The organism is Sediminitomix flava (genome assembly GCF_003149185.1).
GTDB classification, from domain to species: domain Bacteria; phylum Bacteroidota; class Bacteroidia; order Cytophagales; family Flammeovirgaceae; genus Sediminitomix; species Sediminitomix flava.
In genome coordinates this window covers 204,757-225,631 of sequence record NZ_QGDO01000008.1, presented here as the reverse complement: position 1 = coordinate 225,631, position 20,875 = coordinate 204,757, and the positions used below count along the sequence as shown (strand labels likewise).

Below are 20,875 nucleotides of genomic sequence, written 5' to 3'. Positions count from 1 at the left end.
CTTTTATTCAGACTGATTAATTGTTAGATTAAAATCAAAGTACTTAGTAAATCCTTTCAAGTATTCATTTTTTAATCATACACTATGAAAAATAAACTTCTTAGCATCTTCTCTCTACTATTTTTTATCAGCTCCATTAGCTTAAGTCTTGCTCAAGAGATTACTGTCGCTGGAACTGTTACAGATGAGAATCAGGATCCTTTACCTGGTGTTAATATTCAAGTAAAAGGCACTTCAATGGGCACAGTATCGAACTTTGATGGAAAGTACAGTATAAAAGCAAAACCTTCAGACATACTAGTCTTCGAATACATAGGCTATAAAAGTCAAGAAATTAAAATTGAAGGCAAAAGACTAATTGATGTACAACTTCAACCTGACACAGAACAATTAGACGAAGTTGTAGTATCAGGATATGGTAGAAAAAAGGTATTTGGTTTCAAGCCAAGAAAGAAAAAAGGGAAGAATAATCAATCTGTAGTATCAGTGCCAGCTATTGTAGAAGTGCCTGACGAAACTCAAATTGAAGAAATAGAGATTTCTGTCCCTGAGTATGATGAAGAGATATCTCCTGAAGAATATAGCCAAGAAGGTATCTATTATGAAGTTTCTGAAGAAGAGGGTGCCTATTCTATCATAGAGCAAAAAGTCTCTGGTCTTGAAGTAAAAAAATCTTTAGGTTTCAAGCCTAATAAGAAGAAGCCTAACCAACTTCCAAAAAAGCAAAAACCTGAAGATTTACCAGAGGAAGAAGATCCTCAGACAAACCCTAATGAAGAATATGCCTTCGTAGAAGAAAACCCTTTCAAAACTGTTACTGCTCACCCGCTTTCAACTTTTTCGGTCGATGTTGATGCTGCCTCTTACAGCAATGTCAGAAGGTATTTGAATAACGGTACTCTTCCTCCAAGAGCTTCTGTCAGATTGGAAGAAATGATCAATTATTTTGATTACAGCTATCCTCAACCTGAAGGTGATGTCCCATTTAGTATAAACTCTGAACTATCAATTTGTCCTTGGGATCAAGATAATTTACTACTTCATATTGGTCTTCAAGGAAAACAAATTGACCATAAAGATTTACCTCCTTCCAACATCGTTTTCTTATTGGATGTATCGGGTTCTATGTCTGACAGTAATAAACTCCCTCTTTTAAAATCGTCTCTTAAGCTGCTACTTGAAACACTCAGACCTGAGGATCGCGTAGCGATTGTTGTTTATGCAGGAAGTTCAGGTATTGTATTACCGTCCACGCCTTGTAATGAAAAAGATAGAATCATTGAAGCATTAGAAGATTTACGTGCAAGTGGTGCTAGTGCTGGAGGAGAAGGTTTACAATTGGCTTATAAAGTTGCCAACGATAATTTTATAGAAGGTGGAAATAACCGAATTGTAATGGCCACAGACGGAGACTTTAATGTAGGGCAAAGCAGTAATGCAGAATTGGAGCAAATCGTTGTAAGAGAAAGAGAAAAAGGGATAGCCATTTCTGTTCTCGGTTTTGGAATGGGGAATTATAAAGATGCCAAGATGGAAATCATTGCCAACAAAGGGAATGGTAACTTCTCGTATATCGATAACTTTTTAGAAGCTCAGAAAGTCTTGGTGAAAGAATTTGGTGGTACATTATTTACCATTGCAAAAGATGTCAAATTCCAATTAGAATTCAACCCGATTATGGTTGCTGAGTATCGACTTATAGGCTATGAAAATAGAGCTTTAGCCAATAAAGATTTTAATGATGATACAAAGGACGCTGGAGAAATTGGCGTTGGGCATAACGTAACAGCACTCTATGAAATTGTACCTGCATCTGGTATGGAATCAAATACGAATTTAAAATATCAAAAATCGGCACCAACAGTTGCAGCACTTGAAAGTAATGACCTTATCACACTCAAGCTAAGATACAAACAACCTGAAGGCACTAAGAGTCAGTTGGTTGAAAAAGTAGTCAAAAACACGCCAATTCCTTTTGAAGTAAGTAGCAATAATTTCCGTTTCTCTGCTGCTGTAGCACAATTTGGGATGCTTCTCAAAAACTCCAAATACAGAGGAAACGCTACTTGGGATTCTACTAAAGAACTAGCCAAAGGTGCCAAAGGAAGAGATGACGAAGGCTATCGAGCAGAAATGGTGCGTTTAATTGAAAATGCTAGAATTTTATCCAAGTCTTTCAGAAAGAAAGCTAGTGAACTATAATCCTTTGATTTTCTTAGAGTAATTTGAGTATCTATTTTTTAAATAAGAATAAATTAAAAGCCCAATAAGTAGCTTCTGATGTCTACTAATTGGGCTTTTATTTTTATTGATTTGAAGAAGTTTCTTTTTTAGAAATCCGTTTTGGGAGTACATAATGCGTTTTAGCCCATTTTTCCCAATTTTGAGCCAAGTCCTCAACGATTTCTGGATATCGTTTTGCACAATTATCAGACTCAATACGATCTTTCTTTAGATTGAAGAGTTGCCATTCTTTATCATTCAACTTTTTGATGGCTTTCCAATCTCCTTTTCTGACCGCACAATTAGATTGATGTTCCCAAAACATATATTCATGTGCATCACCTTTTCCTTTAGAAAGTAGTGGTAAAAGGCTAATTCCTTCCAAATTATGGATGTTGTTGCCTTGATGGTAATTTTTAGGATAACGTGCTTCAGAGGCCTCTAAAATAGTAGGCATGATGTCAATCAAATAATGAGGTTGATGTACAATCTTACCTTTTCTCTTTTTGAATTTGGCTGGCCAATGTGCAATCAGTGGCGTTGAAATTCCTCCTTCATATGTTTTTACCTTGTATTCATGAAATGGTGTGTTAGAAAGGTTTGACCAAGATATTCCGTAAGAAACAGCTCCCGAAAAAGTAGCTTTATTGATAAAGGAGTCAGGCTTCCCACCAAATTCTTGATAAGGTTCGGCACAAGCACCATTGTCTGAAAGGAAAAGAATTAAGGTATTGTCAAGCTCATCATCTGTCTTAAGTTTTTCAACGACCTTACCAATATTATAGTCCATACAAAATACTTGAGCAGCATAGACAGCCATTCGATAGTCTGAACGAACTTGCTGTTTATCGTCTACTTCTTCCCAAGCTCTCACCCTATGATCTCTTTCTGAAAGACCCCATTTTTTATCCATCAAACCCATTTTGACCATACGTTCAAAACGCTCTTTACGAAGTTGATCCCATCCTTTAGTAAACTTTCCAACAAATTTTTTGATGTCTTCATCTTTGGCATGCAAGGGCCAATGTGGAGCCGTATAGGCTAAATATAGAAAGAAAGGATTATCAGATTCGTGTTCATCAATAAACTGAATGGCATAATCTGTAAAAGCATCTGTGGTATAATATGTAGTAGAATCGGGTGGCGGAAGCACTTCATTCATATACATTACAGGACGCTTTCCGTTAGGATAAAAATAACTCGTTGCTCCCGAAATACTACCGTAAAATTTATCAAAACCACGTTGTAACGGCCAACGACTTTTATCGTGATAGCCTAAATGCCATTTTCCAGTCATATAAGTACTGTAACCTGATTCTTTCAGCACTTCGGCAATCGTTACACAATTTTTATTCAAATACCCGATGTATCCTTCTGTACCCCAATCTTTAAAAGTATCTCCTTTAGGACTATTTGTCATTTGCCCGATTCCTGTTTGATGAGGAAAAAGACCTGTCATTAAGCTAGCTCTTGTTGGGCAACAACGGGCTGTATTATAGAAGCTACTCAAAAGAATTCCATTATCGGCTAAAGCATCAAGGTTTGGTGTCGGTATTTCCCCTCCGTAACATCCTATATCAGAATAGCCCATATCGTCAGCTAGAATGAGAATAATATTCGGGCGTTCATCTTTTTGAGCATATACGCTTTTAATAAGAAATAGGCTTATGAAAAACAGCGATAATTGTTTCATATTCTTGTCATTTATTGTGCGACTAAATATTCTTTAACCTCAGATTTATCTGTTTCCTGATACCATCGTATCGTTTTAGCTTTAAACTTTTTGACGAGTCTTGGGTATTGTTCAGATATATCTACTTTTTCATTTGGGTCCTTTGATAAATCATAGAGTTCTACTTTACTGCCATCAGGAACTGTAAAAAACTTCCATTTTCCTTCTCTTAATGCCAATTGTAAACTAGCATCTCCATTTTTCGGGAAATTATGTTTAGGAGTTCTACCATAGTCCCACATGATTTCCTTTTTTCTTTTATAAGTTTGGTTGCCGAACAGACTTTTACTAATATCTTCCCCGTCTAAATGAGTATGTTTTGGTAAGTCTGAATCAGTGAGATTTAAAAGACTTGGTAGAATATCAAATGCCGCAATGATTGAAGTAGAATCTACTTGACCACTTTTAATTTTTGCTGGCCAATGCACGAAGAATGGCATATTAATTCCTCCTTCATAAAGGCTGTTCTTCACACCTCTTTTCTGATTGGTTCGTAATCTATCAAAACTTGGAGCAGGGCCATTATCACTTGTGAAAATGATAAGCGTATTTTCATAAAGACCTCTTTCTTTTAATCCTTGAATTAGTCTTCCAATTTGAGTATCAAATTCATCTAAAACAGGTTGTAGGTTTTGCAGTTTGAAAAATTCTTTCTTGCCAGCTCTTTCCACTTGCTCTGTTGGAACCCAAGGGCTATGAACATCATCGGGCCAAAGATTTACAAAACAGGCTTGGTTACTATTTCGATCTAAGAAATCTAAGGTTTTATCTACAAAATAGGCTGTGCGCTCCCATCGTCTGATGCTGTCAGTTGGCGCCCAAATCCAATTTTTAGAGGTGAGTAGCGGATCAGGATTAGGACTTTCATAAGTGGAGCAAACTTCATCAAAGCCATAGGCTGTAATAGAGGGAGCAGAGTGAACATCTCGACCTCCACCCATATGCCATTTTCCGATATGAGCTGTTTGATAACCTGCACTTTTGAGAATTTTTGCCATTGAAGGTGCAGAAGCATCTAGATAATCTGATTGATCACATAGCCTGTTGTGTTTTTTGCTACTCAAGAATGTGTTGATATTCCAACGCATAGGATACATCCCTGTGGTGATTGCAACCCTAGAGGGTGAACAAACGGGAGCATTTGTGTAGTATTGCGTGAATATTTTCCCATTTTGGGCAAGCTTATCGATGTTTGGAGTCGTAGTTACTGCTCCATTCGTGTAAGAGGCATCGCCAATTCCCATATCATCTACATAAATGAGGATGATATGAGGAGGTTTAGTTTTATCTTTTCCTAAACAAAGAGAAAAAGTAAAAACCAACATGATATAAATGAGTAAAGTTCTCATTTTCTAGATGGTATTTACTTTCAAGGGTGTTCCTGCAAAGAATCTCAAGTCTTTGATTTGAAGTGGTTTTTTATTCCCCTCTTTTGACTTAAACACTAGGTACACAATACGTTTTCCTTTCGCATCTCTCAAAAAGCAACTTGCTACTCCTTTATTTCTTTCTTTTGATTTATCATCTAACTTGATTGTTCCCAGTAATTCACCTTCGGTACTATCTAGTCTAATCTCTATAGCGTATGCAGCAGCTTCTAAAGTTTTTAAATCAAAATAGTAGTACCCAGTACCCAAGTTCACCTTCTCAAAAGACACATTGGCTTGTCCATTTACCTCTAAAATAGCATTATCAACTAATTTGACTCTACCTTCAATTTTTGCCTTTTTGAGTTTTAATGATTGTTCAAAGGATTGTTTAACTTTAACAGAGTTTACACCTTCTATCGTTTGTTGAACGGGAATGATCTTATTGCCTTTGTCGTAGTTGAGTTTATCTATACAAACAGATCGTTGCGTCCAAGTACCAGGACCTTCAAACTTGTCTTGTCTCCAAGAAGAAAGAGCGGAAGTGTGATAGAAAAGGTATTCCTGACCATGAAATTCAACGATACCACCATGATTAGATTGTGTTTGAAACCATGGTACATAAGGGCCATTTGGACTCTTAGGGCCATTATTAACGTTTGTACCAAGTTCGTAATTCAAAGTACCAGCATATGTAAAAGGTCCCATTGGGCTTTTACCTACAGAATATGATAGTTCAGATTTCTTACGGTCAGGGTCGAGGTAGTTGTCTTTTGTAATCTTTATTTTCCAGTCGTATTTGGTATGGTAGGAAATATGGTATTCCTCACCAACTTTATTCATCCAAACGGCCTCCATAAAGCGCTTCGTTCCCACCTCCAATTTTACAGGTTTGCTAGCTAATTCAATCATATTATCAGCTAACTTAGCAGCCATATGTTCTCCCCAATACAAATACATTTCGCCATCGTCATCAATAAAAACGGCAGGGTCAATCCCTTTTGTACCTTCTATTTTTGGATTAACAACTCTAAAACGTTTTGTAGGTGAATCGCTAACGGCAACTGCAATGTAGCTTGTAACGATTCTTTTTCCTGCTTTTTCGGATGCTACATTATCAAGAATTCTTACAGGATAATATAGGTAGTACAATCCATCTTTATAGATCATGTCAGGAGCCCATAGTGCCCAATCTTTTTCATTCTCAGTGGTATTTTCAGGTATGATGTCGTTAATGTGTAGAATCTCACCATGATCTACCCAATTCTTCATGTCTGACGAGGAGAAAGTATGATAAGCGTGCATGGTAGAATAGCCACCACCGTCTTCATGGTCTACAGATGTCACCATCCATACTCTACCGTCGGGCATTACATGTGGTGAGGCATCAGCAGTATACATATGAGTAATTACCGGATTGCCTAGGGGATAAGGTTCTTTATTTACGTTCTCCTTTTTTTGTTTTTGTGCAAATGCACCGACTGTCAGAAGGCTTAAGCCAATACTAAATAGTATGGATTTCATTTGAATGTTTGTTTTATGGAAAAATAGGTGATTGGTTAAATGTAATTAGAACGTTAATTATTTAAGCTAAGCCAACTTTGATTAAATCTAAAACAGAAATATTTAGATACAATTCCACTTAATCATCTAAGTCTTGGAGAGGAATTTGTCTATTTAATTTTGGAGAATTAAAATCTAGGCTAAAAGTTTTTTGATCTAATTGTGCTTTTTAAATTATGTGAGAATAGTCCATTTGTATTTCGTAATGTTTCAAAAGTGTTTAAATGGGCAAAAACCAAAGTGTGTACTTCTTACATTTAAATTATTTTTTCAACCTTTATAGCACTATTTAACTATTATACTTAATTCAAATTAGGCCAACACATGAAACAACTACTCACTTTTGTATTTGCCTTATTGTCTTTTTTGAGCTTTGGAGAAGGTGAACATAAACCTGTTTATAAGGTAGACAATTACAATCTCCGACAAGGGGTATTACATACAGATGTTCAATCTATACTTCAAGATTCTGTAGGATATATATGGTTAGGAACTCGATCTGGCCTTCAAAAATATGACGGCTATCAATTTCATAACTATCACATAGAATATGGGAAGAATAATAAAGGACATGTAAATCGAATTGTACAGTTAGTGCATGGTAAAGGAAGATACATCTGGGTGTTGACCGAAGGAGGTATTTTTCATTTTAATAAAGAGTCAGAACGTTTTACTAAACTCAATTTTCCTCAGGGAACTAACCTTATCACACCTAAAAAGATGTTGGAGGTTAATGATAAAGAGTTACTCGTTTATGGTCAAAGTTACTTAGTCCGAGTAGAACTTGGAAAAGATATAGAAACAGTTAACAGTGTACAACAGCTAGGGAAGGTAAGTGTGATGGGTTTTGCTAGCGATGGAGCAAATAATACTTTCGCTTTATGTACAAATGGTGTTTGGAGATATAGAAACGGAGAGATTAAAAGAATCAATATCGGCCGTCACACCATGAATCCTTTTCATAGTGCTTACATCAATAAAAGTGAAGGCATATATTTAGGTGGTAGAGGGCAAATTTTACATATCCCTAAAGAAAAGATTGAGGATATGAACTGGGAAAGTGCTTTGACACATTATGATATTTCAGATGAACTTCCTAAAGGAGCAGGTGTTTTAGCTATTCATAAAGATTACTTGGGTCAGCTTTGGGTAGGTACGCATCAAGGATTGATGATGTATACATCAAAAATGTCACAACCTGTACGTTATAGTAAACAAAGTACTAAAGCGTATTGGCCATCTACTCAAACTATTTCCTCATTACTAGAAGATAGAACAGGCGGATTGTGGGTAGGAACTTCAGGTGGTGGTGTCAATTTTATTGATCTAACCCAAAAGAAATTTGAAGTACTTCCAAAGGCAGTTACAGATATTATTGGAGGCAAAAACTATAGAGCCTTACTTTTTGATGATCAACAAAATCTGTGGATAGGTTCTTCGGATGGTATCTATGTAGTGAATACAAAGACGAATAAAGTAGTTAGCTATAAAAACGACCCGAACAATCCTTACAGTCTTTGTTTTAATAATATCAGATCATTATTAAAAGATAAAAAAGGACGTATTTGGGTTGGTACAGATAATGGTTTGAGTGTATTTCTTGGGAATGGGAAGTTTTTCAATATTACTTCTTCAGGAATGGATAAACGTTCTCTGACACACACACAGATTTATGAGATCACAGAAGATATCTACGGCTTCATTTGGGCGGGTTCTTGGACATTTGGACTAAACCGTATTCGTTTCAATTCTGAAAAAGATTATGAAATTGCCCATTTCTATGCAGGTCAAGAAATGAGCAATGGATTGACATCCAATATGATTACGGATGTTTACGCAGATAAACATGAACCAATTTTGTATGTAGGTACAAAGAATGGGGCAAATCGTATCATTTTAGATCAGGTAGGTAATTTCAAAAATGTACAACACATAAAGACCGACAATAGCGGTAATAGTATTAACTCTGACTTTATTATGACTCTTAAACCCGACAATAGAGATAACCTTTGGGTAGGAACTATCGGTGGAGGTCTAAATAAAGTACATTTTTCAGAGTTAGGATATACAGTGAAGCATTTTACGGATGAAGAAGGCCTTTCATCAAATGATATTGAAAGTATAGAATTTGATGCACAAGATAGACTTTGGTTAGGAGGTAGAGGTATTTCTTTGTTTGACCCTAAAACGGAGAAGGTCATCAATTACAGTACTATTGATGGTTTGTCAATTAATACTTTCAAGCCTCACGTAGTTTGTAAAGGTCCTAAATCTTCATTGTGGTTTGGTGGAGTAAATGGAATAAACTATTTCTATCCTGCTCAAATCAAAAATAATGACTTTAAGCCTAACGTAGGAATCACGAGTATTCAAGTAAATAACAAGCGAATCGTTCCGGGTGTGCAATTGGGTGGAGAGGAAGTTCTAGATAAAAGTATTCTTTATTCAAACAGAATAGAATTACCATCGCATGGAAATAGTTTAGAGTTTACACTATCGGGTTTCCATTTTGCAAACAGTGAAAAGTTGATTTATGCCTATAAAATCAAAGGGATAGATTCAGCTTGGAATTATACTGATAAGCCTGAAATTCAATATACTGAATTACAAAGTGGGACTTATAATTTAAAAGTGAAATCGAGTAATGGAGAAGAGAAGTGGAGTGATGTAAATAAATTAGAAATTGTCATTTTACCACCTTGGTACAAATCGGTGATTGCAAAACGTGTATACATAATCATTGGAATTTTACTGCTGATATTGAGCTATTATAGTCTACTAAAATGGCAACAGGAGAAGAAACTCAGTGATATGGAGAAAATGGAATATGAGCAAAGTGAGCGTATGCATGAAATGCAACTAGAGTTTTTTACGAATGTATCTCATGAATTCCGTACTCCTTTAGCGCTGATTTTGGCTAATTTGCATAAGTTGAAAGGATATATCAATGTAGAAGATTCTAGTATGGAGTCAAGATTGGTTAACCGTATTGAAGAGAGTTCGATGCAGCTAGATAAGTTGATTAACGAACTACTCGATTTTAGAAAGCTAGAAACAGGACACTTCAAGCTAAAGGTTTCTAAAGTTGACTTACCAACATTCTCAGAGAAATTCATTGCACAGTGCCAAGCTTTGGCTGAGAAGAAAAATATTAAGGTAAGCAGCTTTAATAATTTGAATGATCCTTACGTTTGGTGTGATGCGAAAGTGTTGGAGAAGATTATCCATAACATCATCTCAAATGCAATTAAATACACAACTAAAGGTGGTGAGTTAGAATTTGAATGTAGCCATTTAGAGGTTGCTCCTGAGTCTGTTTACGAACATCGTTTTGTAATCAATGAAAATTCAGAAGGTGAAGACTTATTCTGGATTAGAGTGAAAGACAATGGAATGGGAATTAAGAAAGATCTTTTACCAAATATTTTTGACCGTTATTTCAGAGGCAAAGACGATCAGAATGATAATGTTGGTTATGGTATCGGTCTAGGTTTGGTTAAAAATCTAGTGCATTTACACCGTGGTGAAATCCATATTTTTAGTGAAGAAGGAAAAGGGACAGAAGTATTTATTGGACTGCCTAGTAATGCTGATGAATATATTGATACAGACTCAGTGGTTGAAGATAGCCTAACTTTCCAAGCAAATTATGGTTATGAAGAGGCTTACGAAGAAGTAGAAGAGGTCAAGGAAAAGGAAAATTCTACATCTGAGGAAACGAAAAAAAATTGTATTGCTTTGGTTGAAGATAATCCAAGAATGTTAGAGTTTTTGGCAGAACATTTTAGTGAAAAATATAAGGTTGTTACTGCTCAAAATGGACTTGAAGGTTTGGAGGTCATTAAGGCAAATTGTCCTGATATGATTCTCAGTGATATCATGATGCCTAAAATGGATGGATTGTCCATGATTGAGAAAATGAAGGAAGACAATATAGCTACTGATGTTCCAATTGTATTATTAACTGCGAAAGATAATGTACAAGATAAGTTGAGAGCGGCTAAACTTGGTGTTGATACCTTCTTCAATAAACCATTCGATGTAGGTTTAGTAGATGTAAAAGTAGAGCAAATTCTTGAGCGAAGAAGCCGTTTGAAAGAAAAGTATCAGACAGATATGTTTGCAGATACGAAAGAACTGGCAGATAACAGAAGAGATCAAGAGTTTATCGATATGTTTACAAAAGTGATTGAAGAAAACATCTCTGATGTAGAACTTGATGTAACTTTTATCTGTAGAACATTAGGATACAGTCGTTCAAATCTGTACAAAAAAGTGAAACAAACAACAGGTTGCTCAATCAATCAATTTATCCGTCAGGCAAAATTCAAAAAAGCAGTGATGTTACTCGCTTCTGAAAATCTATCCATTCAAGAAGTTATGGAAAAGGTCGGATTCCAGAGTCCATCATACTTTACCAGAGCATTTAAAAAGGAGTTTGGAGTTACACCATCAAAATATATCAAAATGAATGGTAAGACTTTAAAAGAAGAAGCCATGAAAGCTCAAGAAGTAGAAGAAGAGCTTTCGGTCTGATATTTTCAATGTGTTGTTTATAAAAAGTGATCGAGCGTGTATTCTCTATTTCTCTGATAGAGATACACGTTTTTTTAAATTGAAGAATGAATTTAAAGAACAAGCGTAAATTTGCCCTTTTTGATCTAAGAATAATCTAACTGACCAGAGGTAAATGTAAAATTCTGATCTTCTTTAAATATTAAGTAACTCAGCAAGACATATAAATTGCTAACAGCAATACGGTTATCACAATTTTATCAAAGGATACAATGAAAAAAATATTCTTACTCTTTACATTCCTAATTGCTAGTCTTGGGAGTTTAGTAGCCCAACCTGAGACCTTTAAAAATCCGATATTACCGGGTTTTCATCCTGACCCATCTATTTGCAGAGTAGGTGAGGATTATTATTTGGCAACTTCTTCATTTGAGTGGTTTCCTGGAGTGCCAATTTACCATAGTAAAGACCTTGTAAATTGGGAATTGATTGGACATGCCTTAGATCGTCCTGAACAATTACCCAAATTGATTAATACAAAAACATCAAGAGGAATTTATGCACCAACTCTAAGGTATCATGAAGGTACTTTCTATATGATCACAACTTGTGTACAATGTGATGGTAATTTTTATGTGACAGCTACAGACCCAGCGGGTCCTTGGTCTGATCCGGTTTGGTTGCCAGATGCCAAAGGTATAGATCCTTCTATTTTTTGGGACGAAGATGGACGTAGTTGGTATACGGGGGCAGGTAGAGTGCAAAGCTTGGCTGGGCCTTGGGAAAAACAAAATGGTATTTGGTTACAAGAAATTGATCTGAAGGCAGGGAAAATGATTGGTCCTAAAGTCCAACTTACACACGGACATGGCTCAATGGCTCATTATACGGAAGGACCTCATTTATATAAAATTGATGGAAGATACATGCTCATGGTCGCAGAAGGTGGAACAGGTTTTCCTCATGCGATTACAGTTTTTGAAAGCGAAGATATTAAAGGACCATATATTCCTTCTCAAATCAATCCTGTACTGACTCACAGACATTTAGGAAGTGACTATCCAATTACTACAATTGGTCACGGAGATTTAGTACAAACTCAAAACGGAGATTGGTGGGCAGTAATGCTAGGAAAAAGACAATTATCAGCAGGTTATTTGTTGGCAAGAGAAACCTTTTTGACTCCTGTAAACTTTGAAAATGGATTTCCTGTATTTAATCAAGGTCATGGAAAAGTGCTAGCAGAAGATAAAAGACCGAATTTGCCTTGGACTCCTTTTACAAAATTACCTGCTAAAGATGATTTTGAAAGCTCAAAACTACGTTTAGAGTACAATTTCTTGAGAACACCACAGTCTCAGTGGTATCAGTTAAACGAAGGTCAGCTCCAAGTTGAGTTAAGAGCTGAGAAGTTAACAGATGAGCAATGTAATCCTTCCATGATTGTAAAGCGTTTGGAAAGTGAGGAATTTACAGCATCAACCAAACTTTCTTTCAAGACTAAAAAATTAAATGAAGCGTCTGGTTTGACAGTTTTTAGAAATGCTCAATATCATTATACCCTTGCTAAGAAAAATAAGGAAATTGTCTTATCACGAATTGAAAAAGGTGTTGCTAACATCGTAAAAAAAGTGAGTTATAAAGAAAATGATGTTGTCTTTTCGGTGAAGTGTGACAAGGATAAATTCATTTTCTCTTATGGAAAAACAGAAAATGATTTACAACAAATTGGAGAACCTCAAGAATCCAGAATTGTAGGAGATAATGTCACTGGAGGTTTTAATGGACCTTATGTGGGGATGTTTGCTAGTAGTTATGGAGAAAAATCAAAGGCAAAAGCATCATTCGATTGGTTCTATTACAAAGATAAAGTCGATCATGTATTAGAGAATTAATAAATATATTTTGGTCTTCTTTACGATTATCCTCTGTAAAGAAGACCATTTTTTATTCCTTTTCCCTAAGAAGATTCGCTTTAAAAGTTGTATTATCACTAGAATAATAATTTTTTAAAAGTATGTAAAAGTATAAGTATGCTCAGAACTTGCTTATCAATTCTATTTTTTTTGCTTCTCACTATTTCCGAGGTAGTGGCACTCAAACCATATGAATCTTCTATACCTAGTCCAATTTCTGAGCGTTGGAGATGGCGTAATTTCCCTGAGGTTCAAGGCTTAAATTTTGCGGATTTCACAGAAGATGATAATGGAGTTATTTGGGGAGCATTTAATAATCCTCAAAAATACCTTTATAGTTTTGATGGATACGAATGGACTTGTCATACTTCTGAGGAAGAGAAAAAAATGCCAGTTGGTTTGATTAAAACCATTGAAACATTCGATGGGGCTATTTTGATAGGTGGGACTAATGGGTTACTAAGCTATCAAGATGGTAAGTTTGAATATCTCTTGAAAACCAAACCCAAGGAGTTTCAAATTAGTGTTCAGGCGATTACAATTATTGGAAAAAATGCTTTTATGGCATCCACTAATCATGGCTTATTCTACTATAAATCAGGAAAGAAATTCTTTTATACTAAAGAAAATTTAGTAGCCAAAGCCCAAAGTTTATTTCCAAATGTAAAGTGTATGGGTATCGATCCACAGATTTATGAGGGAGGTATTCGAAAAGACTTTTTTATCAATACGATAACCAAATATAAAGGTGACTCATTATGGATGTTTGCACAAACCAAGAATCATAGAACAATAGTCATCGAAAAAACGAAAAATGAAAATAATCCATTATCATTTAGAGATGAGCGTAACTACAAAGGTAATCCGCAGTTTGGTTTGCAAGTAGAAAGTTTAAATACCTCAGATCGGTTGTGGGTTGTATCTTCTTCAGCTTACAGACCTGTATGCACCTTTGATGGACAGCGCTGGGAAAACATCTATCTGGCAAAAGGTTTTGGGGGTAATGATGAGCATTATGCAATCACGGAAATGGATGATGACCACCTTTTAATTTCTGGGAATGGTTCAATACTTGATTTTTATAAAGGAAAATGGAATAAGTATACTCACAAAAATATTCCAGTAGCATTTTCAGCAGAACTCAAACTATTAAAAACAAAGGATGGGAATCTTTGGGTTGGGAGTAGTCAAGGTCAGGTGTATTTTGTAGAGTATAATCGGAAAAGAAATGAAAGCTATCACGATTTAATTTTTCAGACGGCATCTGAGGATGGTACAAAATGGTTTATTTCAAAAGATGGAGAGGTTGTAAAGAATAAAAATGGAAAGTGGTTTGTCTATGATCAAACAGATGGATTGATAGAGAATCCAAATAGTTTGATGATAACTTCACGTGGAGATATTTGGTGTTCAGGGAGTCACCAAAGTGCGGCTGCCGTAGCCTATTTGAAAGATGGAAATTGGTATAAACAGCTATTCGATTCATTGGCATTAAGTGCTAGTCCGAATGCATTATTTGAAGACAAAGATGAATCCTTATGGTTGGGTGCAGATAGTAAAAACAGGTTACCTAAAAAAGGAGGCGTAGTCAAAATTTCATATCAAGATTTAGATTCGATTTCATTTACTCAATTTCAATTACCTAGAAATATTTTAGGCGGATTCACTTACGATCCAAAAGGAGTATTAGTAGCATTTAGTAATTTTGCTGCATTTAAATTTTCAGAAAAGAATGATTGGGAAAAATATCCTCTAAACATATTACGCATATCGAGTAGTTATCAGATGCCTAATGGTGACCTATGGTTAGGAACCTTAAGTTCGGGCTTATTTAAATGGGATAAAAAAGGGATACGAAAGCAATATCAATCTGTTAATTTTAAGACAAATAATATTGTTGATATCCATTTTGCAAATGACAGATTATGGGTGGCTACAGAAAAAGGCAATCATTGTTTTTATAAAGGAGAATGGGTGTATAATGTGTTGCCCAAAGATTGGACTATTTACCACAAAGGAGGTGGATTCAGAGAAGATAATAATGGGAATTTATGGATAAATATTCATGCTACCTCATGGACAAATCAGGTTTTCAATGATAGCGAATTTGATGAAAATTATCGATTCCTAACAATCAAACATCTTTCAGATACAGTTCCTCCTGTAGTAAAAATTAAGCAATATGCTCCACAAATCGATCAGTCAGGAAATGCCATTATTACTTGGGAAGGAAAAGATTTTATGCACCATACCCCCAAAGATAAATTATTGTACTCATACCGACTTTCTGATGGTGAGTGGAGTGAATATTCAACAGAAACTTCAGCCACTTTTTTCTCTTTGGAGCACGGGAATCATTTATTTGAAGTGAGGTGTATGGATAGCGACTTTAATCGGTCAGTAGAAAATGCTAAGGTTAGTTTTGTGGTTTTACCTCCAGTCTACAAACAAGTTTGGTTTATCAGTCTGATTAGTTCTTTAGTAGGTATCATCTTATACCTTTTCCTTAAAACGCTAAAGAAAAATAGAGAGCTTTCAGTGTTGAATCAGAACCTAGTGGAGACCAATTTACTTTTAAAAGAATCACAAGACGAAATAATTCGTCAGAAGGACGAAATTCACCAATCTAAACTTCGATTCTTTACCAATATCTCTCATGAATTCCGAACGCCTTTGACGCTTTTAATCGGTCCGATTCAACAACTTAAAAGAAGGTACAATGATGATCTATTTGCTCTTTTAGAACGAAATGCAAATATATTATTGAAACTTGTGAATGAAATCATGGACTTCCGAAAACTTGAAACAGGACATATGTCTCTTTCTGCTTCAGAAACGGATATAGTTACTTTTTGTGATGAAATTTTGATGACATTTAAGTCTTTGGCAGAAGATAAAAATATTGAATTAAGACTGCTTGATCAGACAACCGAAAGCATGGTATGGCTAGATCGGGAGAAGTTCACAAAAGTAATGTTTAATCTGTTGTCAAATGCACTCAAGTTTACTTCAAAAGGAGGGAACGTGAGCGTCATCATTACGAATGAAGATGTAAGTTCAGATCGTCAAATCATTATCAGAATAGAGGATACAGGAATTGGAATTTCTGATGAAGCTATCCAAAATATATTTGGCCGTTTTTATCAAGAAAATAAGAAGGAAAAGCGTCTTGGTTCGGGTATTGGATTAGCACTTTCTAAAGAATTGGTCTTACTCCATCATGGAGATATTTCGGTGGATAGTAAAGAAGGAAAAGGTACTGCATTTACGATCCGATTACCATTAGGAAACCAACACTTTAAACACAACGAAATAAATAAAATCCAAACGGAAGAATCTGATTCCAAAATTTTATATCCTGAGAGGGAATTGACTTCAGATATCAAAATGGATAAGATAAATATGCCATTGCATCCTAATTCGAGTAAACAAATTTTATTGGTTGATGATAATGAGGATATTCTAGACTATTTAAAAAGTATACTTTCCTCAGAATACCAAATAGAATTCGCATCCGATGGTATTGAAGGTTGGCAAAAAGCGATTGAGTCACAGCCGAATTTGATTATCAGTGATGTGATGATGCCAAATATGAATGGAATAGAATTCTGTACAAAACTGAAGACAGATATTCAAACGAGTCATATTCCAGTAGTTTTATTGACAGCACGTTCTTCTACAGATCATAAAATAGAAGGTTTACAGACGGGAGCCGACTTGTACATCTCAAAGCCTTTTGAAATAGATATATTAAAATTGCAGATTCAGAATATATTCCATAATCAAGAAAAATCAATTCAAAAGTTACAAGAAAGGCATATTTTCATCCCAACCGATGTGTCGGAAAATAAAACTGATCAGAGTTTTATAGAGGATATCATTCAAAAAATAAAGTTGAACATTTCTGACTCTGAATTTAAAGTTGATGCATTGAGCAAGGAGTTGGGGATGACCACTAGAAATCTTCACCTTAAGCTAAAGTCTCTGACAGGTTTTACACCAGGAGAGTTTCTTAGAAATATCCGATTGGAGACAGCTGCAAAAATTATAAAGACCTCAAAGTTAACAGTCGCAGAAGTTGCTTATCAGACAGGATTTACGAATCCGAGCCACTTCAACAAGGTTTTTAAAGCGAAATATCAGATGACTCCAGTCCAATATCGACAAGAGCATGTCAAAACGGCTGATCAACTCTGATAGTTCCTAATTTAGTTTCTTACTGGTTTGTGATAAATAGAAAATTCTTCAATCTCTGGTATCAAAAGAGCAAATTTAAAAACTGAGTTAGATATTTTCATTCGAGGCAGTTCTAGTCCTTATAGTTACTTTTGGAGTTAATAAATGATTTACCTTCGAACTTTTTTGAATAATAATTTTCAAGGCTTTTTCTCCAATATTCATGGATTTCTTTTGTACTAATGTTTAAAGTTTTTGACTTGGTATTTTTTGTTTTAGGCGTCGCTTAATTTAGGAACATATTTGAAGAAATTATAGACTTTCTGATTAAGTGTTCAGTATAGAAATATTGTAATTCAATCTGTACTTACAGGATTGTAATTCAGATGACTAAATGTAATTTTTAGTGCTCTGATTATTTCTTCCTGTTTAATTCAATCTTAATTGAAATCAGAATGAAAAGAATATTTCTATTCGTATTTATAGCTATGTCTTTAAATACTTTTGGTCAACAAAAAACAGCTCAAGGAATTGTAGCACCAGTTTTACCAGCTATGTCAAAGTCAGAAATAAAAGCTGGTCTTAAAACACACAATAAAGCACTTTACATCAAAGAACATTGGATACGTGACCCATACATTATTTTAGGACCAGATAATTATTATTACCTGACAGGAACAACAGCAAATCCCGATGACTCAAGAGAACAGTCAGATCCATACAATAAAGGGTTATTTGAAGGAAGTATTGTTGGAAGTAAAGTACAATTGTGGATAAGTAAAAATTTGATAGATTGGAAATACTTGGGAACACCTTACAGCATAGAAGATGCTTATCTGTTTGATAATAAGTCAAAGGATAGAAATGTACCTTTGTGGGCTCCTGAGATTCATTGGGTTGATGGAAAATGGGCTTTGGTACATTGCCCAAGTGGAAACAGTAGTCTAGCATTTTCTGAAGGAAAGAATGTTGAAGCACCTTGGACCCACACAATGGGCAAAGCTTTTCATAAGAAACATGACCCTTCATTATTTCAAGACGATGATGGAAGTTGGTATGCTCTATGGGCAAATACTTATATAGCCAAAATCAATGATGATTTTTCGGGTTTTGCTTCAAAACCCTATTTTATTAGACCTTCAAGCAAACGTCCGAATCCTAACAATCCAGAAAAAATGATTTCCAGAATTGGACATGAGGGTGCAACAATGCGAAAAATAGGGGGCAAGTATGTTTCATTTGGAACAGCTTGGAGTACAGATAAAATGAGAAAAGGTTCTTATAATCTTTATTACTGTGTGGCTGATGAAATACTGGGAGAGTATGGACCAAGAAAGTTTGTCGGTCGTTTTTTAGGACATGGAACACCTTTTCAAGATAAAGAGGGTAGATGGTGGTGTACAGCTTTTTATAATGGAGATGTACCTCCACTTGAAAAAGATGGGATTCAGGAAAAAGACCTTTCTAAAACTGCCCAGACCATCAATCAAAGAGGAACAACGATAGTGCCGCTTGAAGTTAAGGTATTGGATAATGGAGAGATCTATATCAGAGCAAAAGACCCTGCGTATGCTATGCCAGGACCCGATGAAAATCAAGATTTCAACCTACAATAATTATTAGATCAAATTCTATAAAAATATAGCCCCTTCCATATTAAAATATAGAGGGGGCTTCATGTTAAAATAAATCTATTCTAGTTTTAATCTACACTCTAAATCTAGATTTTCAATTTTTTAGGAGAACCAGCAAAGAATCGTGGTTTCCAAAATTTCACTTTTGTGTCTCCTTCTGATTTAATGATTAAATATATATCATTTAGACCATTTGCCTCTCGAAGAAAAGTCTGTGAAATTCCATTATTTGCAGTTAAAACACGGCTATTCAGAAGAAGTGTCCCCATCAGTAGCCCATTCGGTGAACCTTTGCGTACTTCAATTTTACTATTGATCTCGGTAGCTTCAAATTCTACTTCAAAATAATAGTAACCACTACCAAGGTCTACATTTTCAAATTTTATGATATCTTCATTTTGGGCAAGGAAGTATCTTCTTTTGATATCTGCATTTTCAGTAATTGCATCTTTACGGTTTAGTGTTACTCCAAAGGCTTGATTTATAATAACCTTATCAACTCCTTTTACTGTTTGTTGAACAGGTATAACTGAACCATCAGCTCGATAATTTAAGGAATCAACACAAACAGAGCGCTGAGTCCAAACGCCTCTTTCTTTAAATTTGTCATGTCTCCAAGAAGAAAGAGCAGAAGTGTGATAAAAGAAATATTCTTGTCCATGATATTCAACTACAGCTCCATGATTGGACTGAGTCAATCGCCAAGGGACATATTCTTGATTAGGCATTTTAGGGCCTCCAATGGTGTTATAGCCTAATTCGTAGTTGATGACACCCATATGTTTGAGGGGACCTTTAGGAGAATCGCCCATACTGTAGTCCAAATGAGATTTTTTACGCTCAGAATCGTTTGGATTTGAAGGGGCTACTTTTCCATTGTACCTCGTATGGTAGTTATAGTAGTATTTTCCATTCCTTTTGTGCATCCAAGCAGCTTCCATAAAGTTATTTGCTCCATAATCGAGTTTAAACATTTCCCCTTTGATCTCTCGCATATCCTCGGTTAGTTCTCCCATTAAAGCTTGATTCCAATACAAATAAGCTACTCCATCATCATCAATGAAAACGGAAGGATCAAGACCTGCGCGTTCAACCCCTTTCATTCGAGGATTCGTGATTGTAAAACGTTTGTCCATTCGATCACTTTCTGCTACAGCAACATAGCGATCAATCTTCCCATCTTTAAGTTTATTTCGCATCGGAAAATAGAGGTAGTAAGTTCCATTTCTGTAAATGATATCTGGAGCCCAAATCGCCCAGTCTTCTCCTTCGGGAACATCAAAATCATTAATTCCTAAAATCTCTCCATGATCTACCCAATTGACCATATCATCAGTTGAAAAAGCATGAAGTGCATGCATCGTAGAATAACCTCCACCGTCTTTATGATCTACTGATGTAACCATCCAAAGTCTGCCATCAGGCATTACTTTTGGGGCAGCATCTGCAGTGTACATATGAGTGATAACAGGATTGCCATAAGGGTATGGCTCTTGGTTCATATTTTTCTGACCGTATAGTTGTAAACTACAAATTAAGAGTAAAATGATTGCCGCTATTTTATTCATTGCAATATTGTTTGTTATGAAATTAATTCATTTCTAGTATCCCTTACAGTATTTAAAATCTAAGCTAGTAGAGTGTCTTAAGTCATTTGTAAACCATCCAAAAACAGTGATTTTCTTACTAAAAAGACAAGATCATTTCTTGAGAAGCTAAGTGTAAATTCAATAGTGAAAAAATTTAGAA

Annotated in this window: 9 protein-coding genes; 5 read left to right on the top strand and 4 right to left on the bottom strand. The window is 35.4% G+C overall.

Annotated elements, in window-relative coordinates; genetic code table 11:
* Nucleotides 1–84: 84 nt before the first annotated feature.
* On the top strand, nt 85–2,202 hold the full coding sequence (locus BC781_RS22500) for a vWA domain-containing protein (RefSeq protein WP_109622221.1): 2,118 nt from the start codon (nt 85–87) through the stop codon (nt 2,200–2,202).
* A gap of 103 nt (nt 2,203–2,305) precedes the next feature.
* On the opposite strand, the gene BC781_RS22495 is transcribed toward BC781_RS22500, so the two are convergent.
* Genes BC781_RS22495 through BC781_RS22485 form a run of 3 tightly spaced genes read right to left on the bottom strand, consistent with a single transcriptional unit; the run spans nt 2,306 to nt 6,846 of the window.
* A complete protein-coding gene (locus BC781_RS22495; protein WP_109622219.1) occupies nt 2,306–3,916 on the bottom strand; it encodes an arylsulfatase in 1,611 nt (536 codons plus the stop codon).
* Nucleotides 3,917–3,927: 11 nt separating this feature from the next.
* A complete protein-coding gene (locus BC781_RS22490) occupies nt 3,928–5,304 on the bottom strand; it encodes a sulfatase-like hydrolase/transferase (RefSeq protein WP_109622217.1) in 1,377 nt (458 codons plus the stop codon).
* Nucleotides 5,305–5,307: 3 nt separating this feature from the next.
* Nucleotides 5,308–6,846, bottom strand: coding sequence for a family 43 glycosylhydrolase (locus tag BC781_RS22485; protein ID WP_109622215.1), 1,539 nt, complete (start codon nt 6,844–6,846; stop codon nt 5,308–5,310).
* 363 nt (nt 6,847–7,209) lie between these two features.
* On the opposite strand from BC781_RS22485, the gene BC781_RS22480 reads away from it, so the two are divergent.
* The 4 genes from BC781_RS22480 to BC781_RS22465 all read left to right on the top strand — a co-directional run bounded on the left by BC781_RS22480 (nt 7,210) and on the right by BC781_RS22465 (nt 19,108).
* Entirely contained in the window at nt 7,210–11,421 is a 4,212-nt protein-coding gene (locus tag BC781_RS22480; protein ID WP_109622212.1) for a hybrid sensor histidine kinase/response regulator transcription factor, read from the top strand.
* A 251-nt stretch (nt 11,422–11,672) separates the two neighbouring features.
* Nucleotides 11,673–13,295, top strand: coding sequence for a glycoside hydrolase family 43 protein (locus tag BC781_RS22475; protein WP_109622209.1), 1,623 nt, complete (start codon nt 11,673–11,675; stop codon nt 13,293–13,295).
* A gap of 195 nt (nt 13,296–13,490) precedes the next feature.
* Nucleotides 13,491–17,513 (top strand): hybrid sensor histidine kinase/response regulator transcription factor, encoded by a 4,023-nt coding sequence (locus tag BC781_RS22470; protein WP_158281560.1) that lies wholly within the window; start codon nt 13,491–13,493, stop codon nt 17,511–17,513.
* A gap of 434 nt (nt 17,514–17,947) precedes the next feature.
* Nucleotides 17,948–19,108, top strand: a complete 1,161-nt coding sequence (locus BC781_RS22465) for a family 43 glycosylhydrolase (RefSeq protein ID WP_109622205.1) — start codon at nt 17,948–17,950, stop codon at nt 19,106–19,108.
* 104 nt (nt 19,109–19,212) lie between these two features.
* Here the strand turns inward: BC781_RS22465 and BC781_RS22460 are convergent, their stop codons facing one another.
* The gene (locus tag BC781_RS22460; protein WP_109622203.1) at nt 19,213–20,694 is read right to left on the bottom strand and encodes a family 43 glycosylhydrolase; all 1,482 of its coding nucleotides are present in this window, start codon (nt 20,692–20,694) and stop codon (nt 19,213–19,215) included.
* Nucleotides 20,695–20,875: the final 181 nt, after the last annotated feature.